Origin of the sequence: Halostagnicola kamekurae (genome assembly GCF_900116205.1) — an archaeon.
Taxonomy (GTDB): domain Archaea; phylum Halobacteriota; class Halobacteria; order Halobacteriales; family Natrialbaceae; genus Halostagnicola; species Halostagnicola kamekurae.
In genome coordinates this window covers 168,962-192,787 of record NZ_FOZS01000004.1, presented here as the reverse complement: position 1 = coordinate 192,787, position 23,826 = coordinate 168,962, and the positions used below count along the sequence as shown (strand labels likewise).

The following is a 23,826-nucleotide window of genomic DNA, read 5'->3' as shown; positions in this document are numbered from 1 at the left end:
CTATCAGAAGCTACGCTCCGTTCAGTGAACCACATACATCCTCGAGTTGGAATCTCAATCGACACTCAACTGTTCGTGTACCGATCAATAGCGCGTTCGGATGGAGGTACAACGCTTCCTCGGGAAATTGACGCGACTGTGAATTCGACCGAGTCCGCCTTCTATCACACGACTGCCCGAACACCTAACTCTGCCATCGATACCGACGGAGTCGATGGTATCACGACACAGGCGAATTGTGGAGTCAAAAGCCCCATCGAAGGCCAGACATCGTCGCTACGATCGCGATCATCAAGACGAGTTCGACCAGACTCAGCATTCCATACTTCTTGTTTAACGCGGCAAGCCGTTCGTGATTGGTCTCTTCGGCGGCAATCTCGTCGAACATACCGACCGTGAATTTGTGAAGCGGACCGAATCCAAGGACGAGTAATGCGATAGCAAGAACGAGTGCCGCCCATAGGGACGGTGACGGAGAGGCCCAGAGTCCCATCATACTCGCGAGACCGATTCCAGAACCGATGACGCCAACGGAAACCGGTTCCATAAGGAGGGTCATTCTGGGAACGAAACCTTTGGCGAACTCGACGTTTGCTTCCGCAGAAAGACCCCCCATTACCGGTCCGAGAACGACCGCACCGAGGACCGCCGTTCCGAACCAGAACGCGCCGAGAAAGAGATGAATGGTGAACATGATCCGAATATCGCTCGAGAGATAGCCCAAGACGGGAAGTGCAAGTGGCAAGAGAGTGGCTCCAATCGCGAATGGGCGGGTCGCGGCAGTGGCCATATATCGATACCGTTCACGCCGAGTAGCTGGTCTTTGCAGGTCTGCTAGTGACATAGTGCGTTCCCCACGAGGTGTTCTTATACTAATCGGACAAAAAAGTGGGTGCCACAGCTGGTGTCGGACAAGCTTCATCCACCATTACTAGTTGGGAAGAGGCGTTTGAAGCAAGTGTCGACGATTCCGAACCTATCACTGCAGTACAAAAATCGATTCTGGAAATCGTCAATGTTCCATACCATACAGAATAAACAGTCTATGCATCGAAACCTAAAATAAGCCGACGAGACTACGACAGCCAGCTGGTTTCCTACATCTCGACGCGCCCGAGGGCTACAGCCTCGCCGGAGGTATCGACCTAGCCGAGCGCTCGAGTCTGTACGAAATCACGTCGCTTAGCCGAACAGAATTGGTCTGCCGAGATCAGTACAACGAAGTCGACGGTTTCATTCCCCGTATCGACGAATCGTCTGCCGTAGGTCAACGGTTCCAGCGCTGTGACGGGTTTCGTATGCGGCGGTGGCGAAACCGACGAGGGGTGAGATGGGTCAGATTCCCACACACCGTTATCGATCAGTTGCGTCAACGAACTCCATCCCTGTGATTTCGAAGCGAGCGCCACCTGCATCGCTTTCAGTCACGGCGATTTCCCACCCATGTTCGTTTACGATCTGTTGGACGATCGAAAGTCCGTACCCCGTCCCATTATCATTCGTCGTGTACCCGTATTCGAAGATATCACCACGTATTGATTCTGGAATTCCGGAACCAGTATCTTCGACGTACATCCCCTTCCGATCCGGTAATAGTCCGATCTGGATGGCGACATCGGTTCCCGCGTGTTCAACCGCATTGCGAAACAGGTTCTCGAAAAACCCGTGCAGTTGACTTTCGTCTGCGTTGGCCCTCCCGAGCGCTCCTTCGACGCATAACTCCGCACTTGCAGTACTCACGTTCCGCCATGCTTCGGTGGCGCAAGTCTCGATAGCAACCGGTTCCACGTCGACGATCGTATCGCCATTCTGCGTGAGTGCATTTACATCTTCGATGAGCGAATCGATACGCTCGAGCGATTCGATGATTTGCTCTGCTTCTGGAATATCGTGCTCCTCTTGGGCTAATTCTGCATGCCCTTGGGCTATCGAGAGGGGATTTCGAATGTCGTGAGTGAGAATCTCCGAGAACTCATTGAGACGATCTTTCTGGTCGCGTAGCTGGTTCTCGCGATGTCTCCGCTCGGTTATATCCCGGATAATGCCGGTGAAGTACTGTTTCCCATCGTGATCGTGTTCACGGAGACTGATTAGTGTCGGTACTTCGTGGCCGTCTTTATGAAGTGCTGGTAGTTCGAAGCCGTTCCAGTCGATGTTCCGTTCTCCCGTTTCAACGTAGGATGCTAATGCATTCGCGTGTGCAGACTGGAGGCGCTCGGGGATGATCTTCATCTTCGAAGAACCGATCAATTCCTCGGGAGAATATCCGAGAATATCCTCAATGGCCGGGTTCGCGTACACGATGTCACTATTCTTATCGATTGTTAACATCCCTTCCGCAGCGTTTCGGACGAGCGTTCGGTAAAACTCAGCAGAGCGAACTTCATCGGTCTCTTTGGCCATCTATTGCTAAGTATAATTATCGCCCCATCCATAAAACTCTACCGCCGACTATCAATGGTTGTTATAGCTCAATAAATTAATATCTACTCGAATATTCTGAGACAAACGTTGAACTACGAAGCACGATCCGTCTTATAGGGACTTTCTCTTTGTCATCGCACGTTCGATGGGGAAAAGATGTATCGCTCGACTCCCTCGCTTATCCCCCTATCGGGCCGTTCTGGGGTACTCCGTCCGCAACATCTGTTGTAATGTGACTATCCACGACGACGCCATCTCCGTCAAATACGAGGAGTGCCAATTTATACGGAGTATTTGCACCGTAGTTTGTCGAAACGGAGATGCTATCGCCGCTTCGGTGATCGCGGGTTCGATCAGCGACCCCGCCGGTTCCACTGGTGTTGAGCGTGTATAAGCCGACTTCGGAGAAACTTCCGGAGGGCGTGACGGCGTAGCTAAAGTCGAAGTGTACGGCGTCTCGGGTGGGACTCGAACTGTCCGCGATAGACGCCGTTTTGAGGCTAGCACTCTCCGCCAGTCCGAGATCGTCGTTGCCACTCGGGTTCTGCGTATCTGCAATGGTAACGAGCGTTCGGTCCTCGGTTACCGTCCCGTCATCCACAGCTTCGATCGTGATGTCAAACGTCGCGCCAGCGTTCCAGCCGGGTTGGAGCAACGTCCCCCCTCGCTCACCGATGACGGTTTCCGTATCACTCGCTCCGTGCGTATTCTGGTCCGAGGCAGTGATTCGTACGCTGCCTGCGCTACCGTGTGTGTCGTATGAAACATAAAAGACCGGATCATCCGTATCTATCGACGTGAGGTCATCGACACGGGCGCTCACTCCCGAGTTGGACTCCGACTCATATGAAATCGTTAGGTCTCGTCTTGCCACAACCGACTCACCATCACCAGACGCACGGATGATTATACCCACCGTTTCGGTGACGCTCGACCCAGCCGAAATACTCGCACGTATCGCTCCCGACTCACCAGGCTCGAGCGGCTCCGGTGTAGTAAACGCATGGAAGTCCAGTTCGACGGCGTTCGGGTTTTCGACTTCGACAGAGATGTCGTCGAGTGCTCCCGCAAAGTTGTTCGTCAATTGGAACAGTTTCGTTCTGTCACCGCCCCCTACAACGGGATCCTGTGGCTCGATAGCCAGTAGCGACCGGCTGTCGTCGCTCACCCCGATCCCTAACGATCTGCGGGCGGTTGAACCCGAAAACGCTTCGCTCCCGTACACGCTTCCGATCCCGAGAGCACTCGCGGCGAGAGCTAACACAGAGCGGCGGCTACGCAACCCGCTTGAGCGTCCGCGTTTCCGACGCCGCCGTGTCATAGCCGTGTCATAGTCGAGTCGTAACTTACCCTGTTCTAGGGATCTCAATGCAGATGAGTCTTATCCCCGTATAGTTTACACTAACTGGTTCGTCTACTCGCTCGATTCGCTCCTCCGCTCGCTATCGAGGATACCCGGGAAGACAACGAATTGTAGCCGGCGACGACGTTCTACCGGTAGTAGACGAATGTCCTCACGATATCCCCCGTCTATCCTCGGTCAGCGATCGTTTATGAGAAATACGATTTATCGTCGAGATCGGAGAAGGAAATCTGATCCGAGATCGATTCGACCCTGGTATCGGCTCGATTCTTCGCCTCAGCGTGTTTCTCGAGGAGTTTTTCGTACTCCTCGCTCGAATTGAGTTCGGCCTGCGATTTGTTCGCCTCGAGGGCGGCCTTCTTCGTTGAAAGCTGAAAGTACTGCTGGACGGCGTCCGTGTATGACGGCAGCGTAATCAGGCTGTCGACGAGATCGAGAAGCGTCTCTCGCGACACTGGTTTGACGAGATAGTCGTCGAACCTCATTTCGACGATATCGAAGTCCGGGTCGACCGCCGTTACCATCGCGACCGGGAAGTCGTACCCCCGATTACGTATTTCGTCGAGTACCGCATCCCCTGAGAGTCCAGGCATCCGCCGATCGAGAAGCGCCATACTGACTTCGTCGTCGAGCATCTCGAGTGCCTGCTCCCCATCGTTTGCGACGCGGACGGTGTAGGCTGATTCCAGCCACGTCTCGAACAGCTCGCCCAGAAGACGTTCGTCTTCGACGATTAGGACCGTCGGTGATGTCGCCATTCGTATCTACCCCTTCAGCGTCATCCGTGAAAATTGTATTGGCAATTTTGGTTGGTTGGAATATCTTTCGAATCCGCCGAAAGTCATTCGAGTTCCGATTCGACCACGACCCCCTCAGAGCGTAGTTCGATAACGTTGTCAAAAATCGGTTTCAGAGAGTTGACATCCTGTGGGTCTTCGGCCCCGTGATCGATGTGAAAATGAGACGTCACCTGAGACGATTGCAGTTTCGCGAGGAACACGTGCAAGAACTGAAACACCTGCCTGACCGATTTATACCGAAGCAAAACGTTTACCCCGTCGAAACAAAGCACCGTTTCCGCCCGGTCCGTCTCCCAGTTTTGAACGATGCCAGTCGTTACGATTCCGAGTCGAGTGAGGTCCGTCGGACTGGTAATCTCGATCACCTCGAGTTCGTCTTCGATGTGGTCGGGAACTGACTGCGAGTACCCAATAGCTATCAGTGTGGTCTGCTCACATTGGGTGACGATCCGCGACAGCTCCTGTTCCCCGAGTTGTGTATACCGGATCACGACACTTCGCTTTGGGCCGTTTGTCTCGGCCACGCTCGAACACGAAAACTGGGTTTCGACGTTCGATTTCGATTGGACCAGCGTACTCGTCCCCGCTTGCGGGGTGTATTCGAGTGGTGGCGATCCCGATTGCTCATCCTGCGAGGCCGAGTCGGACGGTAAATCGGACTCGGCATCAGTTTCCGACTCGCTCGGTGCAACCACGTCGATCCGTGTTGATGTGCGCGAACTCGTGTTCGATTCGGCTTGATCGGGTTCAGTCGATTCATGTAGTATCTGGGAGAATCTTCCGTCTGACGAGTTCGCAGTTGCTTTCGGAACGTAATCAGTTGCACCGGCTTCGATCGCGTTGTTAATCGTCTTGTCTGCTTCGTCCTCGGTAACGAGTAATAATCGTGGCTCCGGATTGCGGTCAGCGACCGTCCGAATGAACTCGAGATTCAACTGTGGCGTCGATAGATCGACCAGCACACAGTCGATATCCGCCTCTGTTATTACCGAAAGACCCTCGGAAACCCCCTGTGCCGATCGAACTTCTATGTCCTCGTACTCCTCGAGTACCTCGGTCCAGTGTCGTAACGATGACCGATCATTGGCGACGGCCAAGACTCGAGTTTGACGTGACATAGATCCTGTTTACATTACAGCGGTAACCCACTTGAACCCTCATATCTCGTGTGGCCTTGGGTTATGTTACCATCACATAGTAATAAGGGCAGTCGGTTCAGCGATTCTTTCACGAGTCGGAGTCATTGACAAGCACTTGTCGGAGTATCCAAAGATACATATGACAAAGTTAGAAATTGAGAGACAGCCAATGTCATTTGGGACCGTATATGGATACAACAGAAAATCACCTCTTTGCGGCATCTAACGCCCACTCTGTAGATTTCGATCGGGTTTGTCAGAGCTCTAACGTCGTGACCGCATTCGATACTGCTAATCTCGCGGTGTTGTTCGATAACCGTGAACAACGACTGGCTGCCGCGATGCCGTTCGTCAAATCCGGACTCGAGCGAAACCAACGCTGTTTGTATTTAGCATCCGAAAGTTCGAGCGACGAACTCCGTTCGGCACTCGCTCGATTCGGCGTCGATCACGAATCGATCCCCGATGAGCAATTCGTCGTCGAAACGCTTACCGAGAAAGGGAGAAAGTCATCGCTGGACTGCGATGGGATCCTCGATTTCGTCTTCGAGATGGTCGAGGAAAGTCTAAACCGTGGGTTCGATGGACTCTTGATCACCGCTGAGATGAGTTGGATTCACACGTCGAATCGCTCGATCCGCGAACTCTTGAAAGCGATATCGCGTTTTAATGACTCCGCTGCGGATCTTCCGTGCGTTGCACTCGCCCAGTACGATATGACGAAATTCGATGCCAGCGATTTGATCGATATCGTTCATGCGTACTCGGATATCGTCTACCGTGGAAAACTCCGCCCAAATTCATACTATACCGGACCGGAACCCCTTCTCAAGGCAGAGAAACCAGAAGCCAAATTCGAACGGATGTTACAGACCCTCACAGACCTCTCTGCGGCGTACGATGAGACCCATCGACGTCAACAGCGCCTCGACGTACTGAGTCGTGTCATGCGTCATAACATCCGAAACGATTTAACCCTCATTCTCGGCCAAAGCACCACTCTCAAGGAGTCACTCGAGACAGAAGAACTGGCCGACCGGGCCGATCAGATACGGACGACCGCACAGAACCTCCTGACTATCGCCGATTCTGTGAATCAGCTTCAGACGTCGCTGAATCACGAGTCCGATCCCATCTATCCGATTCCCCTCTCCCGGACTGTCAGTCGCGTCGTTGAGGATGTACGACGAGAGAACCCTGAGAGTTCGATTTCGATGCGTGTTGGCCCAGACTTGTGGGTCCGGGCGAACGAGGACCTCGAGTTTGCCGTTCGAACCCTGCTACAGACGGTGGTCGAATACAGTGATTCGATCACACTCACAGCAGAGAGCCCGCGATCTGACTCCGACCCGTCAATATCACTCGAACTCAAAGCTGGCGGAAACCAGTTCCCACAGGCGGAGTTCTCAGCGATCGTCGAGGGTGAAGAAACACCACTCAATCATGGGGACGGAGTCGGGTTGTGGATCGTTCACTGGATTGTAGACCAATCGGGTGGAAACCTCTCGATCCAGTCGAGCCAAGACGAGACGCTGTTTACAATATCGTTGCCAACCGTTTTCGATGCCGATTCAACTGACACCGATACGCCGTAATCGAAATGACATCTCTCGTGGCGCCATCCCATGTCTGTAATTGGCTGTCACTCAGACTGTATTTGAGAACATATATAAACGAACCGTGGTAGTATACATTACTGGTTACGCCCATCACACCGAGAGCGGAGTAACCTTCGATGACGATGAATACGGATGATCTCTCTCCGCGAGTTCGCGCCGGTTTGACGGAGTGGTTTATCCCCGTAATCGTCCTGGTACTCATCCTGACTACCCTCTCTGGTATCTGGGCGTATCAGATCAACGTCACACCCGCGTACGAGACGGACCAGCGAACCGTCAACCAGTGGGAAGAAACGACGACATACGATCACAGCACGGTTATAACGCAAAACACGAGCGTTTGGGAGGCCGGCCAGCGACTCGAGAACCGGCCGCTGTATTATTCGAACGTCTCCTCCGGGCTGGCTGGCGTGTATTCGTATAACTATACCGCAGATAGCGGCAATCTCACCGTCACCACGGAGATCTCGCTTCGAATTCAGAGTCAGGGAGAGAACGACCAAGCGGTGTATTGGGAGACGACCGAGACACTGGAAACGGAGCGAACGACTTCGATGTCGCCTCAGGATACCCACGCCGTGGAGTTCCAGGTGGATATCGAACCGATTCGAGAACGCATTGTCGAGATCGAAAACGAACTCGGCGCGAGCGATGGGTCGGTGAATGTTCGCGTCCTCTCGACGAGTGAACTCACGGGGGAAGTCGACGGCCAGCGAGTGAACCATTCGTACGAGAGCGCTCTCCCGCTCGATATCGGTCCTTCGACGTTCAGCGTCACCGAAGTCGGCGGTATCGACGAAACGCACCCGACGACCGAGCGGGTCAGAACCCAAGTCCCGCCGTCACCGCTCCAATCGGTTGGATCGGTCGTGGTATTTGCTACCAGTTTGGTCGGTCTCATTGGGCTTTTCGTCGCACGCAACACGGGCGCACTCGAGATCACTGACGCGGAACGAGAACAGTTGGAGTTCGAACGCGATCGCGAGCGGTTCGACGAGTGGATCACGACGGGAACGTTCCCATCCGAACGTGAGTACGAATCGACGATACTCGTCGACAATCTCACGGGATTGATCGACGTCGCTATCGATACGAACAAACGAGTGATCGAAGATCAGCAACTCGGTGTCAGCACGGTCCTCGACGAAGAGTACAGCTACATCTACGTCCATCCGGGTTCACCCGCTCGAGATTGGCTGCTCAACTACGCCGACGAGACCATCGACGAGTTCGAACAGTATGAGTTCTAATCGGTTCCGGTTCGAGGGGAACACGCCGACGGACGACGCTCGCCAGATTCGATCTCGTCCCACTGGAGGGAGTCGACACCACACATGAGTTCGATACAGCGGCGGGTTCAGTCTGGCCTGTTTCTCTTGCTCCTCGTTCTCATCGCACTGTTACTTCTCGGGCAGTTGTTGGGGCAACCGATGCTCGTATTCGTCGAAACGGGAAGTATGGAACCGACGTTAGAACCGGGGGACGGCTACGTTGCGGTCCCGTCCCAGTTCGCCGGTGAAATCGAGGAGGGCGACGTAATCCTGTTCGAGGCCGAAGAACTCGGTGACGGGGGTGGCCTGACGACCCACCGCGTCGACGATATCACCGAGGAGGGATATATCACGAAAGGGGATGCGAATCCCTTCACTGATCAAGAAAGCGACGAGCCTCCAGTTCAGGAGGGGCAAATCAAATCTGTCGGGCTCACGATCGGCGGTGAACTCGTTACGATACCCGAGTTAGGGACCGCGAAAGAGATGGTTTCAGGAGCGACTGAGACACTTCAAAACAGGCTATTTTCGACGGTTGGACTCGAATCCCCCGGAAACCAGACGTTCGTGACCGGTCTGTTGGGTGTGAGTCTACTCTTTTTGGTTCTCACGTCAGTTGGAACCACAGCGACCGACCATCGGGGAGCGCGTTCACAGCGGAAAATAACTCGAGACGGGACTCTCGTCGTTCTCGTCGTGATACTGGTCGTCATCGTGCCACTCAACCTGTCGATGTTGTTGCCATCAGGGGTGTATCAGTACGAGATCGTTAGCTCTGCGAACCCGGACGACACCGACGAACAGATAATCGAAGCAGGAACGTCCGACGACGTGACATACTCGATCGAAAACGGCGGACAGATCCCAGTGTTCGCAATCTTAGAACCGGCAGGGGACGGCGTTCATATCTCTCAGCCGGAGCAGTACGTCTCGAGACAGTCGACGGCGAACGTTTCGGTTACGATGGACGCTCCTGCGGAAACTGGAACGCACTATCGGTACGTCAAAGAAAGTCGGTACGTCGTCTTGCTCCCACCGTCCCTGATCGCGACACTCCACGGTGTCCACCCGGTCGTTGCACTGGTGGCGATAAATCTCCCGGTCGCTCTCGTCGTGTCGATCACCGGAATGCTAGCGATCGGAACGGGACGGCTCCGTCTCCGTTCCCGGTCCCGTGGGCTCTCGATACGACAGCAGTTCAAACGGCGACTCCCGTGGACCGTGCGTAGTCGATCGAAACGGACGGTTCCGAGTCCCAGATGGGAACGCGAGGAGCCGACTCCGACCGTCACAGCGCCACCACCAGTACGGGACGAGTCAACTCCGCCGGTCGAGTCTACCCTCGATCAGCCCTCAATTCGCCGATATGAATGGCTCGATGGAGTTCTCGAGACAGCTCCGAGCGAGGTCGGGTTGGACGGGGAGACCTGGACGAGCGGACTCCTTCGGACGTTTCTCGAGCGTTCGTCCGAGGATCACTACACGCGAGTCGAATGTCAACGGGTGCTTGGGGAACACGCGCCACCGGTACTTCGAGTGGATCAGATAAATCGTGATCGGCGGGCGAACGCCAGAAACCACGAAACGGTTTCGGACGACGAAATCGGCGGTGATCACTAGCATGAGTCAGCAGAAACACGACAAAGAAGAAACGCCGAGTTACGAACGACAGAACGTTCTGTTCGACGCTCTCGGAAGCCACCGAGGACGGTATGCCCTCCAAATCTGTTTACAATCGGAGGGGAAGGTTTCCATTTCGGATCTCGCTTCGCAGGTTGCCGCCTGGGAATACGACAAGCCGCTCTCGGCGGTCACACAGACGGAACGGAAACGCGTTTACACATCGCTCAGTCAACATCACCTTCCAAAACTCGAGCGAGCGGGATTGCTCGAGATCGACGACAAATCCATCGACGCCACGGAGAAAGCGCGAAACCTCGATCTCCACATCGAATTGATAGCTGACTCCGATATCTCGTGGAGCATCTATTATCTCGGTATATCGGTAATTAGCAGCGGGCTGGTACTGCTAAAGTCGGTTGGCGTCCTTCCAGAGCAGGTTTCATACCCCGCTCTGATCGGTGGTATACTTCTCGTATTCATCTGCTCGTCGCTGATTCAGCATCGAACTTCGAAGCAAGTACAGTTCGGTCACTCGGATCGGTCGCTCGAGCTCGACGACGGGGAGTAAGACAGACGACAGTCAAAACCCCGCTCCAAATAACAGGTTTGGCGCAGTTCGTTCGAGGAATGGTGTTGCTGCAGTCATACTGATTACAGTTGTACCAGTGTCAAGCGCAAATGCCGTGTTTGATTGGTCTTCGATACGGTACAGGCCCAGCCAGATAGCCGTTCAGCCTGCACCTGCGGCGCTTCAGGCAGCGCCCGCGAACATTTACAATGAAAGTGATTAAAGTGCTCGCACGGACATCTCTCATTCGTCATATGAGAGTTACCCGCCGTAAAACGCTATTTGGACTTGGAACGCTCGCAGGTGGAGTCGGACTGATCGGTGCCTCGGGTGCGTTTGACACGGTCCAAGCAGAACGTGATTTCGACGTCGAAGTCGCCGACGATAGTCAGGCGCTCCTCGAGTTCACTGTTCCCGAGGATAGCCAGTACGTAGAGATGAGCGGTGAGGAAGACGAAGCCCAGGTCGTGCAGATTTCGATCGGAGCCGGCGACGATACCGAAAGCGCTGGACTCAACGAGAACGCGACCACGACGTTCGATGCTCTCTTCACGATCGGAAATAACGGAACTGAGGACGTGTCAGTGCACTTTTCACATGACATCGCTGGTGTTACTTTTTACCAGGGAACAGACGATGACGCCCCATTGGACCAGGAGAACGCGGCCACCGTCGAAGTCGGTGAGTCAGATCTCGATGTCGGTCTGAAAGTCGACACTGGTGACGGTGGGTACGAGGAGCCTGACGACGACGAGGTTTACAGTATCACGGTCCACGCGAACTCAGAGGACTAAACGACCCGAAAAGCCCCATGAAGCGCCGCAATTTTTTCCTTGGCCTGTCGACACTTCTCTTCGGCAGCAGTGGTTTGCTAGCTAGCGGCGCGTTCACGAGTGTGAACGAACAAGAGACCGGCAACTGGGTTCGAACATCCACTGTCGGTCGGCAGATGTCCGACCAGGTCAGCGTCCGCACCATCGTCGATCCCGATAACCCCGCTCATCGGCTCGGCGATCTCGAGAACAACGATATCGGCGTCGTCGAGTCGAACGTAGTCGAAGGAGACGACAACGGCCTGCTCGAGACTATCAGTGTCGATTCTCTCAACGACGATTCGGTGACCCGCATCGGCGGGCTGGATAGTCGCGGCCGACTCCGTACCGAACGGGCAGCGTTCGTCATCGCAAATCTCGGCGGGGTCGGGGATCCCACGACAGACGGAGCGACGGTCGAGATACTGCTGAACCTCTATACTGACTCGGCGGGGACCGAGGGCGCGAGAATGGGACAGACCGATGCGATTCGGTTTCCGTACACGATTCCCTTGCGGAACGAGAGCGGATGGGATCTCCTGGATGCTGAACCGATACGGCTCGGGCCCCGCGAGGCTATCTGTGTCGGTATCGAACTCGATTCGCACCAGTCAGGCACGCTCGAAACGATCGAAACGTTCGGGCTGACAGTCCAACTACCATCTACCGAATAGTTGCGCGGAGATCACGACGATCGGCTCGCGGCGAAGTCGTTCGTGATGTTCGGACGTCGCTTCCGTTCGAAGGTCAGATTCAGCCATCTTCACGTCGATAACCGGTATACAATACTCACTTCGGGAGATCGGTCTCTCGTGCAATCAATACGAAAGCGACGTACAGACTCGATGCCGTGGCACCCGAACGACACACCGACGAGAAGCAACTTGTCACGGTGTCTGCTGTGACGCCGGTCGTGTTCGGACAAGCTGATTCCGCGCGAAGACGAACGAGGTGAGCCAATCGCAGTTTCTGCGTTGGCATTGCTGAAGCATTTGAAAACAAAGAAGTTTGTCGTTATGTTCTAATAAATATATGTTTGACAGTATTCCGGGGCCCGCGGCGTTCATACTGGGATCGGGGCCCGTGCCGTTGACAGGTCTTTCGGCGGTACCGTGGTATCAACGAGAAACGCAGCATCGTCGATGTCGTGTTTTTCGCGGAACTCCGCGAAAAACGAGCGAAATAACGTATGTTCGAGTAGTTCGAACATCGGATGAAGTGATTCGTTTGTTTCGGAATCGGCAGTAGCGTGTTGCCAGTATAGCTCGTCATCGAGTCGAATCGCAGTTTCAGCAACTCCAATGTGATTCGGACTTAGACCGGCGTCGGGCTGTGGGTCGGATTGTCAACCCGGTCGTGAATGGCGGATCGTACTCGTTCTACATCAAACATACCAATAATAGAAATAGTATATAAAGATGGTAATACAGGAAGATGCAACTGGTTAGCGAGCTTCATCAGCGATCACGGGGTCGCTTCTCACGAAATTTATTCTCAGTTGATCTGTTCGATACTACGACTAATACTGCTATTGAGGCGTGTGTTTTCTGGCACAGAATACGTCGAATACGTACTGCCTCACTATCCATCCGCATCTGAACACCGCCCATCACCGGAGTCAATCTTTTTATTAGTGGTTACCTGATTGTCACGCATGAACATCAGCAAGGGTTTTCTCCTCGCTCTCATCACGTCCCTCCTCGTGCTGTCGGGATTACTGATTCAGCCGTTTCTCCAATACGTTCTCGGTGCCGTCCTCCTCGCGTTCGTCCTCTATCCGGTACAGATCCGCCTCGAAGCGTACGTTTCGCCGATGGTAGCCGCGATCTCCCTCGTCGTCCTGGCAGTTGCGGGATTCCTCACGCCGTTCGTCGTCGTTCTCATGACTGTTGCCGATAACGTCGAGCGAATCCGTGAGGATCTCGACGCTGACGCGCTGGAGATCGAACTGATCGAATCCCGACTCGAGAACGTTACCGGTCAGGAAATCGATATCGCTTCCGAACTCGTCGGCCTCGGACAGAGAATCGGAACGACGGTGATAGAACGGTCGACCGAAACGGTGGGTGCGATCACATTTCACCTCATCGGGATCGCACTGGCGGTCTTTCTCGTCTACTATCTCCTCAAAGACGGCACCGAACTGCTCGAGTGGTTTCACCGAACGGTTCCGCTTCCGATGGACATCCAGCGCGACCTTCGTAGCGAAATCGACGACGTGATGTGGGGCGTTCTCTTCGGGCACGTCTTCGTCGCCGTCGTCCAGGGGACCGTCGCCGGAATCGGGCTCGCTGCAACCGGCGTCCCGAATGCGGCGTTCTGGACCGCGGTTATGATCGTTTTCGCTATGGTTCCGCTCGTCGGCGCGATTCCGATCTGGGGCGGGGCGGTAGTGTATCTGTTCCTCACCAACGAACCGCTGCTCGCCGTCGGGCTGTTCGTCTACAGCGTTATCGTCGTCGGGGTTACCGACGACTATCTCCGCCCGTTTGCCGTCGAGAGGTACGCGAACCTCAATCCCGCCGTCATCCTCCTCGGTATCCTGGGTGGGGCCTACGCGTTCGGGGTCATGGGGCTTTTCTTCGGCCCCGTCGTCCTCGGCGCGCTCAAAGCCACCCTCCGAGTCGGCCTGGATAACTGGACCCGGCTCGAAGAGACCGACGTTGCTAACTAACTAGTTCAGAGTGTCGCTTCCGAGCGTTTCCGTCTCGTTCCAGCGCCGTCGAGAAGACGACCCATCGAAGTCATCGAACAGAAACTGCGACATCAGAAGGCGGGTATAGTTGTCGGCTCGTTACTCGAGGTCGAATCGATCGAGGGACATCACTTTGTGCCACGCGTCGACGAAGTCCTCGACGAACTGCTCCTCGGCGTCGTCGGCGAAATAAGCGTCTGCGGTGGCTCGAAGACGGGCGTTCGAGCCGAAGATCAGGTCGAGGCGCGTGGCTTCCCACTCGAGGTCGCCCGTCTCGCGGTCGCAGACTTCGAATATTTCACGATCCTCGTCGACGGGCTCCCACTCGTAGCCCATATCGAGGAGGTTCACGAAGAAGTCGTTCGTTAGCGTGCCCGGCTCGTCCGTGAAGACGCCGCGAGAGGTGTCCCGGTAGGTCGCACCGAGCGTGCGCATCCCGCCGACGAGCACCGTCAGTTCCGGAACGGACAGGTTGAGTAACTCCGCCTTGTCGATCATCCGCTCTTCGGGATAGTCGTAGAGGTCGTCGGACTCGCCGCCGAGGTAGTTCCGGAACGCGTCGACCTTCGGTTCGAGCACCTCGAACGACTCGACGTCGGTCTGCTCCTGGGTCGCGTCCGTCCGGCCGGGTTCGAACGGCACTGTCACGTCGTAGCCGGCGGCGGCCGCGGCCTCCTCGACGGCCGCATTCCCGCCGAGCACGATGAGGTCCGCAAGCGAGATCCGCACGTCGTCGGCTCGAGAGCCGTTGAAGTCCTCCTTGATTGCCTGGAGGGTCTCGAGCACCGTCTCGAGTTCGTCGGGCTCGTTTACGTCCCAGCTTCGCTGTGGTTCGAGCCGGATGCGCGCACCGTTCGCGCCGCCGCGCTTGTCGCTGTCGCGGTACGTCGACGCCGCCGCCCACGCGGTTTTGACCAGCTGGGAGCGCGTGAGCTCCGAGGAGAGGAGTTCCTCTTTGAGTTCCGCGATCTCTTCGTCGCCGACGAGCTCGTACTCGGCGTCCGGAACGGGGTCTTGCCAGGTGAACGTCTCGTTGGGGACTTCCGGGCCGAGGTACCGCTCGGGTGGGCCCATGTCGCGGTGGAGGAGCTTGTACCACGCCCGCGAAAACGCTTCCTGGAACTCGTCGGGGTTCTCCTGGAACCGCTCTAGGATCTCTCGATAGTCGTCGTCGTGCTTCAGGGCGACGTCCGTCGTCAGCATCATCGGCTCTTCGGTCTCCGAGGAGTCTTGCGCACCGGGCGCGTAGTCGACGTCGTCGCCGACCGGCCGCCACTGCCAGGCACCGCCGGGTCCCTTGACGGACGTCCAGTCGTGCTCTAACAGGTTGTCGATGTACCCCATGTCCCACTGGGTCGGCGTGTCGTTCCAGGGGCCTTCGATGCCGCTGGTGATCATCCCCGGTTTCTCCTCGAAGTCGTGATCCCAGCCGAGGCCCTGTTCTTCGATCGGTGCGGCCTCGGGTTCCGGTCCGAGGTGCTCTTCGGGCTCGTCCGCGCCGTGGACCTTTCCGAACGTGTGACCGCCGGCGATGAGCGCGACGGTCTCGTCGTCGTCCATCGCCATTCGGCTGAACTCCTCGCGGATGTTCTTCGCGGATCCCTCGACGTCCGGTTCGCCGTAGGGACCCTCAGGGTTGACGTAGATGAGCCCCATCACGGTGTTCGCCAGCGGGTTCTTGAGCGCACCGACCTCCGCGTCACCCTCGAAGCGCTCGGGAGAGGTCGTCTCCCACTCGGTCTCGGGCCCCCACTCGACGGCCTCGTTTGACTTGAACGCGTCCTCGCGCCCGCCGGCGAAGCCGTACGTCTCGAAGCCCATCGACTCGAGTGCGACGTTCCCCGCGAGCACGATCAGGTCGCCCCACGAGAGCTTCTTGCCGTACTTCTTTTTGACCGGCTGGAGCAGCCGGCGCGCCTTGTCGAGGTTCACGTTGTCCGGCCAACTGCTCTCCGGCGGGAGGCGCTGGAGGCCGCCCGAGGCCCCGGCGCGACCGTCGGCGGTCCGGTACGTCCCGGCGCTGTGCCAGGCCATCCGGATGAAAAACGGCCCGTAGTGGCCGTAGTCGGCCGGCCACCAGTCCTGAGAGTCCGTCATCACGTCCTCGATGTCCGACTTTACTTCGTCGAGGTCGAGTTGCTCGAACTCCTCGTCGTAGTCGAAGTCCTCACCGTACGGATTCGTCTCCGCAGTGTTGTCGTCGAGGACGTCCAGTCGTAACAGATCTGGCCACCACTCCTGATTGGACCACGTCATATCTATACAGCGGGGAGTTTTCCTATTAAGATTGTCCATAGCGGGTAACCCTACGGCGGGGCTGACTCTTTTCCGACGCCGTTTCTTAGAGCACGACAATAACGAGACGCTGGTTTTCCGCTCGAGGAAGGGGTCGTCGACGACGTCACTATCCCCGTTCTCGTCTCGGCGATCGTCGACTCGATGGTGAGCGTCCTCGAATATCTACGTACCGCCGTCTACATCGGTATCTTCGACAGTGACGGGCTGATGGCAGTGGCGTCGCCAGCGCCTGGTTACACCGTTGTTGCCTGAGCTATATACAGGTCTGGAACGAACGGGGTACCGTAATGGAACTGCAAATCCCGACGGAGATCGTCCCCGGTGTCACTGGCGATGCAGGGCCGTCCGTGACTGGTTCGCTCGTCGTCCGCGGAGTTGGCGTCGTCGGGACCGACGCCGAAACGGTGCGAGATGCCGGTGAGAACCGTACAGAACTCACCAACACTGTATCGTCCTCTCGAGCCAATCCGACCGCCCGGCTTGTGCAAGCGACCGTCGGCCGATCGGAGGGAGCCACTCGACACGGGAGACGACAACTGACGTCCTCGCCTTCCTCGTCGAACCCTACGATAGTACTATGAAGGACTCACCGAATTCGGAGACACTCCCCCAGGAGACGCGTATCGGACGAACGGCGTTGCGCGTCAACGACCGCGACGAGGTGACCGAGTTCTATCGAACCGTAGTCGGCCTCGGCGTGCTCGACGAATCTGAGACACGTTCGGTTCTCGGCGTCGCGGACACACCGCTGCTCGTCTTGGAAGCGGACCCAGACGCGGCCGAGCGCCGGCGATCGGGCGCCGGACTCTACCACACGGCCTTCAGAGTTCCCTCGCGGGCGGCACTCGGCGACGCGCTGGCCCGGATCCGGGAGAACTCCCGGCTCACCGGCGCATCCGATCACTGGGTCAGCGAAGCGCTGTACCTGACCGACCCGGAGGGGAACGGGATCGAGATCTATCGCGACCTCCCGCGCGAGGAGTGGCCTCGCAGCGACGACGACAGCGTTCGGATCGGCACCGAACCGCTCGCTCTCGATACTATCGAAGCCGCTGGCACAGGTGCCGCCCGGACACCTCCTGGGACGGATATCGGTCACATCCATCTCGAGGTCACGTCGCTCGACGCCTTTAGAGACTTCTACGTGGAGACGCTGGAATTCGACGTACAAACGACCGTCCCCGCCGCTGCCTTCGTGTCTGCAGGGGGATATCACCACCACATCGGCGCGAACACCTGGCAACAACGAACGGCGCCCGTCGATGGCCGCGGGCTGTCGTGGTTCGAGGTGATAATTCCGGAGCGGGAGGCGCTCACCGCCGTTCGATCGCGATTAGAAGAACGTGGAATACCGGTGACCGAGACGGATGGCGATCTCGTGGTTCACGACCCCGACGAAATCGAGATTCGCATTCGAGTCGATTCGGCGTAATTCGTGGTGAGGCCTTCGGCCTCGTGGGTTCACGCGGATCCCCATCTCCGAACGAACGGGTCACCCTCGTCGTATTGGGGATACCGGAGCAGTGTGCAAGGCGACTGGTTCCATGCGGAGGAGTTGGCCTCCGTTTCGACGAACGCTACTGAAATACAACATAATATAAATTACTAATTTATAAGTATATCACTTAAAATATACCTCTAATAGCTCTTTTCGGCTGCAAAGGAAATGTGATAGAATCGAGGAGGTCACTCGAGCGGTACTGCTCGAAATCACGTGTCCTATCGGCGAGAAAAGCGACACGGCGACATCTCCCTCGCTTTCGGAAGGCGTTACTCGAGGGACTGACAGCACGGACACCGAACATCGCGGACAGTCGGTTTGAATCACCGTCCAATCGGTCATAGAGGATTCGAACGTCTTGTCGCCACTCGATTGTTGACCGATTTTTCTATCCGCTTTTTCCAGTAGATATATAATATAGGATATCAAACACATATAGAATAGATATTGTGTATTAATATTATGAGTTTGGCTATATGCTGTCTACGAGTTCCATCATTGGTACCAATGATTCACCTCGGTTCACGAACTACAATTTGATAGGGTCTCTCGGGCCGCTGGGGTGGACGAGCTCGGATTCCCCTTCGATCACCGCTGGTGATCGTCCATATCGACGGTCTCCGACGAGAGAGGGACCAAACGGAACCGATTACAGATTATCGAGGACCTGATTCGCCGCATCGTTCGTGTCGCGTTCGCTGTCGGCGCTCTGATGTCCGTCTTCCTGTTTCCACGCCCTCTTCGGCCGACTTTGTAAGATGAATATTTGGTTATCGCCGTTATGTTCTGCGACCGCCCACTCGATGCCCTTCGGTTCGTGGTAGTACTTTTCGATGTACTTCGCCAGGTCGGTCAGATCGATGATTTCGTTGGCCGTCAGCGAGGGTACGTCTTGCTTGTCGTCTTCGACGGTTGCCTCCTCGATTCCGTCGTCCGGCGTTGTGATCGAATCCGTTCTCCTCGCTGTAGACGATCGCTCGAGTGTGTAGTCACCATCGCTTTTTAGGCAGGATCGGTATCGAAACCAGACTTCGTGTCCAGGCCACCTTCTGACATTCGCTAAAAACGAATCCCACTACAGTGTAATTACGTTCATATGAGCGTAAATAGTTGATTTAGTTCGAACGAGTCGAGCCAGTATTAACTAAACAGTCTTGTTTTCAAAGGCTACTATTCGGAAATTCCAAACCGATCGTGGAGGGCACGATTAGTAGTATCTCCCAACGTTTTCCGGCGCTAGAAACGCGGATACTGCACAGCCACAATGCGATCTGTCGGGTAGTACCCATCGGTCGTGTTTTAATTACTGTCTGTTCGAGTCGCTCGAGTTATCAGTTCGGACTGATCAATCGCTACCCATGTTTCCAGACGTAATCCGTCGTGAGCTACCGTGCCGGTCGATATTCTGTCGGCCACTGTGGTTCTGTAGCTTTGGTCATCGGCGATACTACCAAAGCGGGTTACTATGGAAATCTTTGATAGGTCGAATCTGTCGCCACTCTCCGTTCCGACTACGAATCCTCTTCGCACAGTCCGAGTTCGTCGTCGAACGCCGTCGTGAGTCTCCGCCATCCACCCGGATGCGTTCGAGCGGCGGTTGATCGTTCGATGAGAGCGACTCGACTACTGTGACGACACTGGTATTCGAAGCCGCAGAACAGTCGCGCAGAACGCAAATTCCGGCGCGATCGACACGCGCCGGTTCGTGTCATGTTCGGTAGCTACCGGTCAGGTTTGGGAGGATGACCAGATTGCTACTGTTGGCGCTTGCCAACGAACATTAAATGAGTACGACACGACTTAAGTGTTTCCTTCCCCATGGTTGTTAAAATGGGCAAGGCTGTAGCGTGAGTTCCGGATGAGTTGCTCCAAAAGCGCACACATCGATCACAGCGTGGATAGCTAAAACGTAGATGGGGAGTGCGGTCCGAGCGATTACAGGCTAGTGTCATCGACTGGACCACGGTTGGTAACCGGGCCTCGATCGTTCGTTGAAGTACAAAGAACCCATGTTATCTGTACTACTTCTCTATTCCAAATATAGTTATATATTCCGAGAATTAAGAGGTCGAACAGACAAGAAGCAGTCGACGAGTGCGGGCTCGAAGTTTGTCCCGTCTCGGGTGCGGCCGCTGAACCAGCTGGTGTTGCACTCGAAAAAACCGGTTCTCCCGCGCGTATCGGCCGCCGTTCTAGCAGTACACGATATCGGGAGAGCGATAAAAATTCCTATAATCGTCTGTATCAACGCCAAAACGGCTTTCTCTGACTGTGTCTCGCCCACCCCGTGGACAAACGTATCATGGAAAGCGCTGTTTTTGATCGACTCCCTACCCGAGATGTGCCGGAGTCCGCTGTCGTGGTCTCACAGCTCGAGACGGACGAGACATTATCGAACTGAATTATGCACTATCATATCTAGGTGATCGGATAGTGATCAGTTATAGTATATTTCTATCCGCCAGTTCAGAGCGGTAGTCACGCGGCTTCGAAGCTCTGTCACCGACACACTGAGAGCCATGATATGGCATACTACATGTTAACTTTCCACATTCAACTCTCGATTCGAACCGTGTTCGGTTACACTCGAGTTGCGGGTCCGAGAGCGGGTGTGGCCGTCTCGAGACAAGCAGGGTATGACCGATTGGGGTCAGAATCCCAGATCTAGTTACAGCGGTTCCGGCGTCGATGGTGGCGTCCGCTTATGGTCGCTCTGCTCGTGCATCTCGACGATGTGCTCGACTTCGTCGATAGAGGTGTCCGTGAGGCGAGCCGTCGCCGCGGCGGGGACGCCGCCGTCGACGTGGAGCGCGAGAACGGCGTCTAACGTGTCGTAGTCGACGCCGAATTCCTCCTCGTCGGTATCGTAGTCGACCATGCCGCCGGTCGGCGTCTTCTGGACGAGCGATTCGTCGACGCCGAGGTGGGCGGCGAGCTGTCGAACCTGCTGTTTGTAGAGGTTCCCGAGCGGGTTACAATCGACGCCGCCGTCGCCGTACTTCGTCACGTATCCGGTGGCGAGTTCGGCGCGGTTGCCCGTTCCGAGAACGAGTTTGTTCTCGTAGCCCGCAACGAGGTAGTTCAACAGCATTCGGACTCGAGCGCTCGTGTTCCCGATGTATCGTCCTTCCCAGCTGCCCTCGGAGTCGTCTTCGGGATCGGCGTCGTACGTGTCGAGGATCTCGTCGACGATGCCATCGACTTCGAGGACGTCGTAGCTGATGTCGAGTTCGCGGGCGACCCGTTCGGCGTCGCTCATGTTCGCGTCCTCGTTGACCTCCTTCGGGAGGAGGAGCCCGTGGACCGCGTCGGCACCGAGGGCTTCGACCGCGAGGTTGGCGGTCGTCGTGCTGTCGATGCCGCCCGAAAGCGCGATGAGTGCGCCGTCGACATCGGCTGCGTTGACTTCGTCGACGACGAAATCGGTGAGGTGGTCGACGCGCGCCTCGAGTTCGCGCTCGGAGAATCGGAGGTCGAGCGGTTCGATCTCGGATTGGGTTTGCTCGTAGAGGTTCGTCACGATGCTCCAACCGTCACACCTAGAGACGGAAAAGCGGTTCGAAGACACGGTGTACTCATCGAACAATACTGACAGTCATCATGCAACACATTCAAGTGTGCGAGGCAGGAGAAGGTGACAAGAGTAGACGCGAACTCGCTCCCGAGAACACGCCTGTATCGCTTATCCCGCCCGAGCGCGGGCGGGTGACAGAATCAAGCGTCGAACGAACGAACTTGAACAGACGGTACTGTGACGGACAATACGATAGCAGCGACGTGGCAGGCGTATCGCGTACTCGACTGATCGAACACAGATCCAAGCACGAATGTCACTCAGTATCAGATCGATCATGCCTTACGAGCGGAGCGAACCGACTCGAGTCAGACTGAACGACGGCCCGAGCCGGCACCAGAGGTGGTGACGAATGGGCGACAGTGACGACTCCGGCGGGCTCACGGAGGGGCTCCAGATGGATCTGTTCCATCCGGATTCCGAACACGATCCCGGCGACGGCAACGTCCAGAAGTGGGGATTCGACGTCCACCCAGTCGTCTTTCCGATTTCGCTCTTCCTGGTCGCCACATTCGTCGCCGCCACCGTCCTCCTCGGCGAACAGGCTGCCACAGTGTACGCGGGCGTTCGGAGCTTCTTCGAGGGGAACTTCGGCTGGTTCTACCTGCTCTCGGTGAACTTCTTCATCGCCGTCCTCCTGTTTTTCGCGTTCAGCAAGTACGGGAAGATCCGGATCGGCGGCGTGGAAGCCGAGAAGGAGTTCGGCGACTTCGCGTGGATGGCGATGCTGTTCAGCGCGGGGATGGGTATCGGGCTGATGTTCTACAGCGTCTCCGAGCCGCTAGTCTACTACTCCGACGTCCCCGGGTTCTTCGACGCCGAAGCGGGGACCGGGATGGCGGGCGTTGCCGCCCTGACACAGACGTTCTTCCACTGGGGGATTCACCCGTGGGGGATCTACGGTCTGGTCGGGCTCGGTCTGGCGTTCTTCTCGTTCAACCGCGGGCTCCCCCTGACGTTCCGGTCGATATTCTGGCCGCTGCTCGGCGACCGGATCTACGGCTGGCCGGGCCACCTCATCGACCTTGTAACCGTGTTCGCGACGCTGTTCGGCCTCGCGACGTCGCTCGGCCTCGGCGTCAAACAGATCAACACCGGCCTCTCGTACGTCCTGGGTGATATCTTAGGCGTCGCAAGCGTCCCGACTGGAACCGTTCCACAGATACTGCTCATCGCCGTCATCACCGCCATCGCGACGACCTCCGTCGCGGCCGGTCTGGAAGGCGGCGTCAAGCGCCTGAGCACGCTGAACGTCTACCTGATGTTCGCGCTGTTCGGATTCGTCGTCCTCGTCGGGCCGACCGTCTTTATCTTCGGGGCGTGGGTGCAGGGACTCGGATCGTACTTCAGTAACCTCCCGTCGCTGGCATTTTTCACCGGCGCGCTCAGCGACGGATCGTCAACGGTCGACGGCTGGACGGTGTTCTACTGGGCGTGGTGGATCGCTTGGTCGCCGTTCGTCGGCACGTTCATCGCGCGCATCTCGAAGGGACGGACCATCCGGGAGTTCGTCGTCGGCGTCCTCGTCCTCCCGTCGCTGTTCTCGACGGTCTGGCTCGCCGCCTTCGGCGGGAGCGCGCTGTTCAACTCGCTCGAGGGCGGCGGCGCGGTGCTCACAGCCTACGAGCAAGCCGGCCAGACGACGGCAATGTTCGCCCTGCTCGAGCAGTTTCCGTTCGGCGCGGTCTCTGGATTGGTGGCCATCCTGCTCGTGGCCACGTTCTTCGTCACGTCCTCGGACTCCGGCTCGCTGGTCATCGACCACTTGACCTCCGGCGGGAAACGCGACGCGCCGAAGATCCAGCGCATCTTCTGGGCGATCACCGAAGGCGTCGTCGCCGCCCTGTTGCTCTACGGCGGCGGTCTCAACGCCCTCCAGACGGCGGCGATCGCGACCGGGTTCCCGTTCGCGCTCGTCCTCGTCGTGATGTGTTATACGGTGTATCGGGGGCTCCAACAGGAGTACGAAGTGCTTCAGTCCGAGGAGTTCGCCGAGCGCGTCCAGGAGATCACGGACGAGGACGTTGCCATCGACAGATCCCGATCCGAGGTCGTGACCGACATCCGGGAGAGTCCTGAGAGCGCGGACGACTGACCGCTATCTCAGACGGTTCTCGAGGCGTTTACCGCCCCGATCCG

At 56.6% G+C, this 23,826-nt stretch carries 16 protein-coding genes and 1 pseudogene; 9 read left to right on the top strand and 8 right to left on the bottom strand.

The annotated features are described in order from the left end of the window. Positions 1-244: 244 nt before the first annotated feature. From BM348_RS17110 to BM348_RS22585, 5 genes are all read right to left on the bottom strand, one after another. On the bottom strand, positions 245-790 hold the full coding sequence (locus BM348_RS17110; RefSeq protein ID WP_092906774.1) for a hypothetical protein: 546 nt from the start codon (positions 788-790) through the stop codon (positions 245-247). A 563-nt stretch (positions 791-1,353) separates the two neighbouring features. After that, the gene (locus BM348_RS17105) at positions 1,354-2,403 is read right to left on the bottom strand and encodes a two-component system sensor histidine kinase NtrB (RefSeq protein ID WP_092906772.1); all 1,050 of its coding nucleotides are present in this window, start codon (positions 2,401-2,403) and stop codon (positions 1,354-1,356) included. Positions 2,404-2,602: 199 nt separating this feature from the next. After that, positions 2,603-3,592 carry a hypothetical protein gene (locus tag BM348_RS17100; protein ID WP_139231224.1) on the bottom strand — a complete coding sequence of 330 codons (990 nt, stop codon included), beginning with the start codon at positions 3,590-3,592 and terminating at the stop codon, positions 2,603-2,605. Positions 3,593-3,975: 383 nt separating this feature from the next. After that, positions 3,976-4,545, bottom strand: a complete 570-nt coding sequence (locus BM348_RS17095; RefSeq protein ID WP_092906768.1) for a response regulator transcription factor — start codon at positions 4,543-4,545, stop codon at positions 3,976-3,978. Between the two features lie 83 nt (positions 4,546-4,628). Next, a complete protein-coding gene (locus tag BM348_RS22585; RefSeq protein ID WP_092906766.1) occupies positions 4,629-5,705 on the bottom strand; it encodes a DUF7504 family protein in 1,077 nt (358 codons plus the stop codon). Between the two features lie 209 nt (positions 5,706-5,914). Between BM348_RS22585 and BM348_RS17085 the strand changes: the two genes are divergently transcribed. The 7 genes from BM348_RS17085 to BM348_RS17050 all read left to right on the top strand — a co-directional run bounded on the left by BM348_RS17085 (position 5,915) and on the right by BM348_RS17050 (position 14,293). After that, entirely contained in the window at positions 5,915-7,321 is a 1,407-nt protein-coding gene (locus tag BM348_RS17085; RefSeq protein ID WP_092906764.1) for an MEDS domain-containing protein, read from the top strand. A gap of 140 nt (positions 7,322-7,461) precedes the next feature. After that, positions 7,462-8,595 carry a DUF5305 domain-containing protein gene (locus BM348_RS17080; RefSeq protein ID WP_092906762.1) on the top strand — a complete coding sequence of 378 codons (1,134 nt, stop codon included), beginning with the start codon at positions 7,462-7,464 and terminating at the stop codon, positions 8,593-8,595. A gap of 84 nt (positions 8,596-8,679) precedes the next feature. Then, positions 8,680-10,236, top strand: coding sequence for a signal peptidase I (locus BM348_RS17075; RefSeq protein ID WP_092906760.1), 1,557 nt, complete (start codon positions 8,680-8,682; stop codon positions 10,234-10,236). A gap of 1 nt (position 10,237) precedes the next feature. Beyond that, entirely contained in the window at positions 10,238-10,807 is a 570-nt protein-coding gene (locus BM348_RS17070) for a DUF7344 domain-containing protein (RefSeq protein WP_092906758.1), read from the top strand. Positions 10,808-11,016: 209 nt separating this feature from the next. Then, positions 11,017-11,601 (top strand): hypothetical protein, encoded by a 585-nt coding sequence (locus BM348_RS17065; protein WP_139231223.1) that lies wholly within the window; start codon positions 11,017-11,019, stop codon positions 11,599-11,601. Positions 11,602-11,702: 101 nt separating this feature from the next. Next, positions 11,703-12,293, top strand: coding sequence for a hypothetical protein (locus tag BM348_RS17060; protein ID WP_092906754.1), 591 nt, complete (start codon positions 11,703-11,705; stop codon positions 12,291-12,293). A 980-nt stretch (positions 12,294-13,273) separates the two neighbouring features. Further along, positions 13,274-14,293: an AI-2E family transporter gene (locus tag BM348_RS17050; RefSeq protein ID WP_092906752.1), complete on the top strand. Its 1,020-nt coding sequence runs from the start codon at positions 13,274-13,276 to the stop codon at positions 14,291-14,293. A gap of 120 nt (positions 14,294-14,413) precedes the next feature. Here the strand turns inward: BM348_RS17050 and katG are convergent, their stop codons facing one another. Then, positions 14,414-16,570 carry a catalase/peroxidase HPI gene (katG, locus tag BM348_RS17045; protein WP_092906750.1) on the bottom strand — a complete coding sequence of 719 codons (2,157 nt, stop codon included), beginning with the start codon at positions 16,568-16,570 and terminating at the stop codon, positions 14,414-14,416. Positions 16,571-17,189: 619 nt separating this feature from the next. On the opposite strand from katG, the gene BM348_RS17040 reads away from it, so the two are divergent. After that, positions 17,190-18,044, top strand: coding sequence for a VOC family protein (locus BM348_RS17040; RefSeq protein WP_092906748.1), 855 nt, complete (start codon positions 17,190-17,192; stop codon positions 18,042-18,044). Positions 18,045-18,762: 718 nt separating this feature from the next. On the opposite strand, the pseudogene BM348_RS17035 reads toward BM348_RS17040, so the two are convergent. Together BM348_RS17035 and BM348_RS17025 are read right to left on the bottom strand one after the other, a co-directional pair. Continuing rightward, positions 18,763-19,080, bottom strand: a pseudogene (locus BM348_RS17035) (PEP/pyruvate-binding domain-containing protein); the annotation flags it as partial. Between the two features lie 1,701 nt (positions 19,081-20,781). Beyond that, positions 20,782-21,633 carry an NAD+ synthase gene (locus BM348_RS17025; protein WP_092906744.1) on the bottom strand — a complete coding sequence of 284 codons (852 nt, stop codon included), beginning with the start codon at positions 21,631-21,633 and terminating at the stop codon, positions 20,782-20,784. 406 nt (positions 21,634-22,039) lie between these two features. Between BM348_RS17025 and BM348_RS17020 the strand changes: the two genes are divergently transcribed. Next, the gene (locus BM348_RS17020) at positions 22,040-23,782 is read left to right on the top strand and encodes a BCCT family transporter (protein WP_092906742.1); all 1,743 of its coding nucleotides are present in this window, start codon (positions 22,040-22,042) and stop codon (positions 23,780-23,782) included. Positions 23,783-23,826: the final 44 nt, after the last annotated feature.

What these genes read in the sequence shown, in the direction of transcription:
- BM348_RS17110 (WP_092906774.1), bottom strand. Translation starts at nt 790, where the DNA reads ATGGCCACTGCCGCGACCCGCCCATTCGCGATTGGAGCCACTCTCTTG.
- BM348_RS17105 (WP_092906772.1), bottom strand. Translation starts at nt 2,403, where the DNA reads ATGGCCAAAGAGACCGATGAAGTTCGCTCTGCTGAGTTTTACCGAACG.
- BM348_RS17095 (WP_092906768.1), bottom strand. Translation starts at nt 4,545, where the DNA reads ATGGCGACATCACCGACGGTCCTAATCGTCGAAGACGAACGTCTTCTG.
- BM348_RS22585 (WP_092906766.1), bottom strand. Translation starts at nt 5,705, where the DNA reads ATGTCACGTCAAACTCGAGTCTTGGCCGTCGCCAATGATCGGTCATCG.
- BM348_RS17085 (WP_092906764.1), top strand. Translation starts at nt 5,915, where the DNA reads ATGGATACAACAGAAAATCACCTCTTTGCGGCATCTAACGCCCACTCT.
- BM348_RS17080 (WP_092906762.1), top strand. Translation starts at nt 7,462, where the DNA reads ATGACGATGAATACGGATGATCTCTCTCCGCGAGTTCGCGCCGGTTTG.
- BM348_RS17075 (WP_092906760.1), top strand. Translation starts at nt 8,680, where the DNA reads ATGAGTTCGATACAGCGGCGGGTTCAGTCTGGCCTGTTTCTCTTGCTC.
- BM348_RS17070 (WP_092906758.1), top strand. Translation starts at nt 10,238, where the DNA reads ATGAGTCAGCAGAAACACGACAAAGAAGAAACGCCGAGTTACGAACGA.
- BM348_RS17065 (WP_139231223.1), top strand. Translation starts at nt 11,017, where the DNA reads ATGAAAGTGATTAAAGTGCTCGCACGGACATCTCTCATTCGTCATATG.
- BM348_RS17050 (WP_092906752.1), top strand. Translation starts at nt 13,274, where the DNA reads ATGAACATCAGCAAGGGTTTTCTCCTCGCTCTCATCACGTCCCTCCTC.
- katG (WP_092906750.1), bottom strand. Translation starts at nt 16,570, where the DNA reads ATGACGTGGTCCAATCAGGAGTGGTGGCCAGATCTGTTACGACTGGAC.
- BM348_RS17040 (WP_092906748.1), top strand. Translation starts at nt 17,190, where the DNA reads ATGAAGGACTCACCGAATTCGGAGACACTCCCCCAGGAGACGCGTATC.
- BM348_RS17020 (WP_092906742.1), top strand. Translation starts at nt 22,040, where the DNA reads ATGGGCGACAGTGACGACTCCGGCGGGCTCACGGAGGGGCTCCAGATG.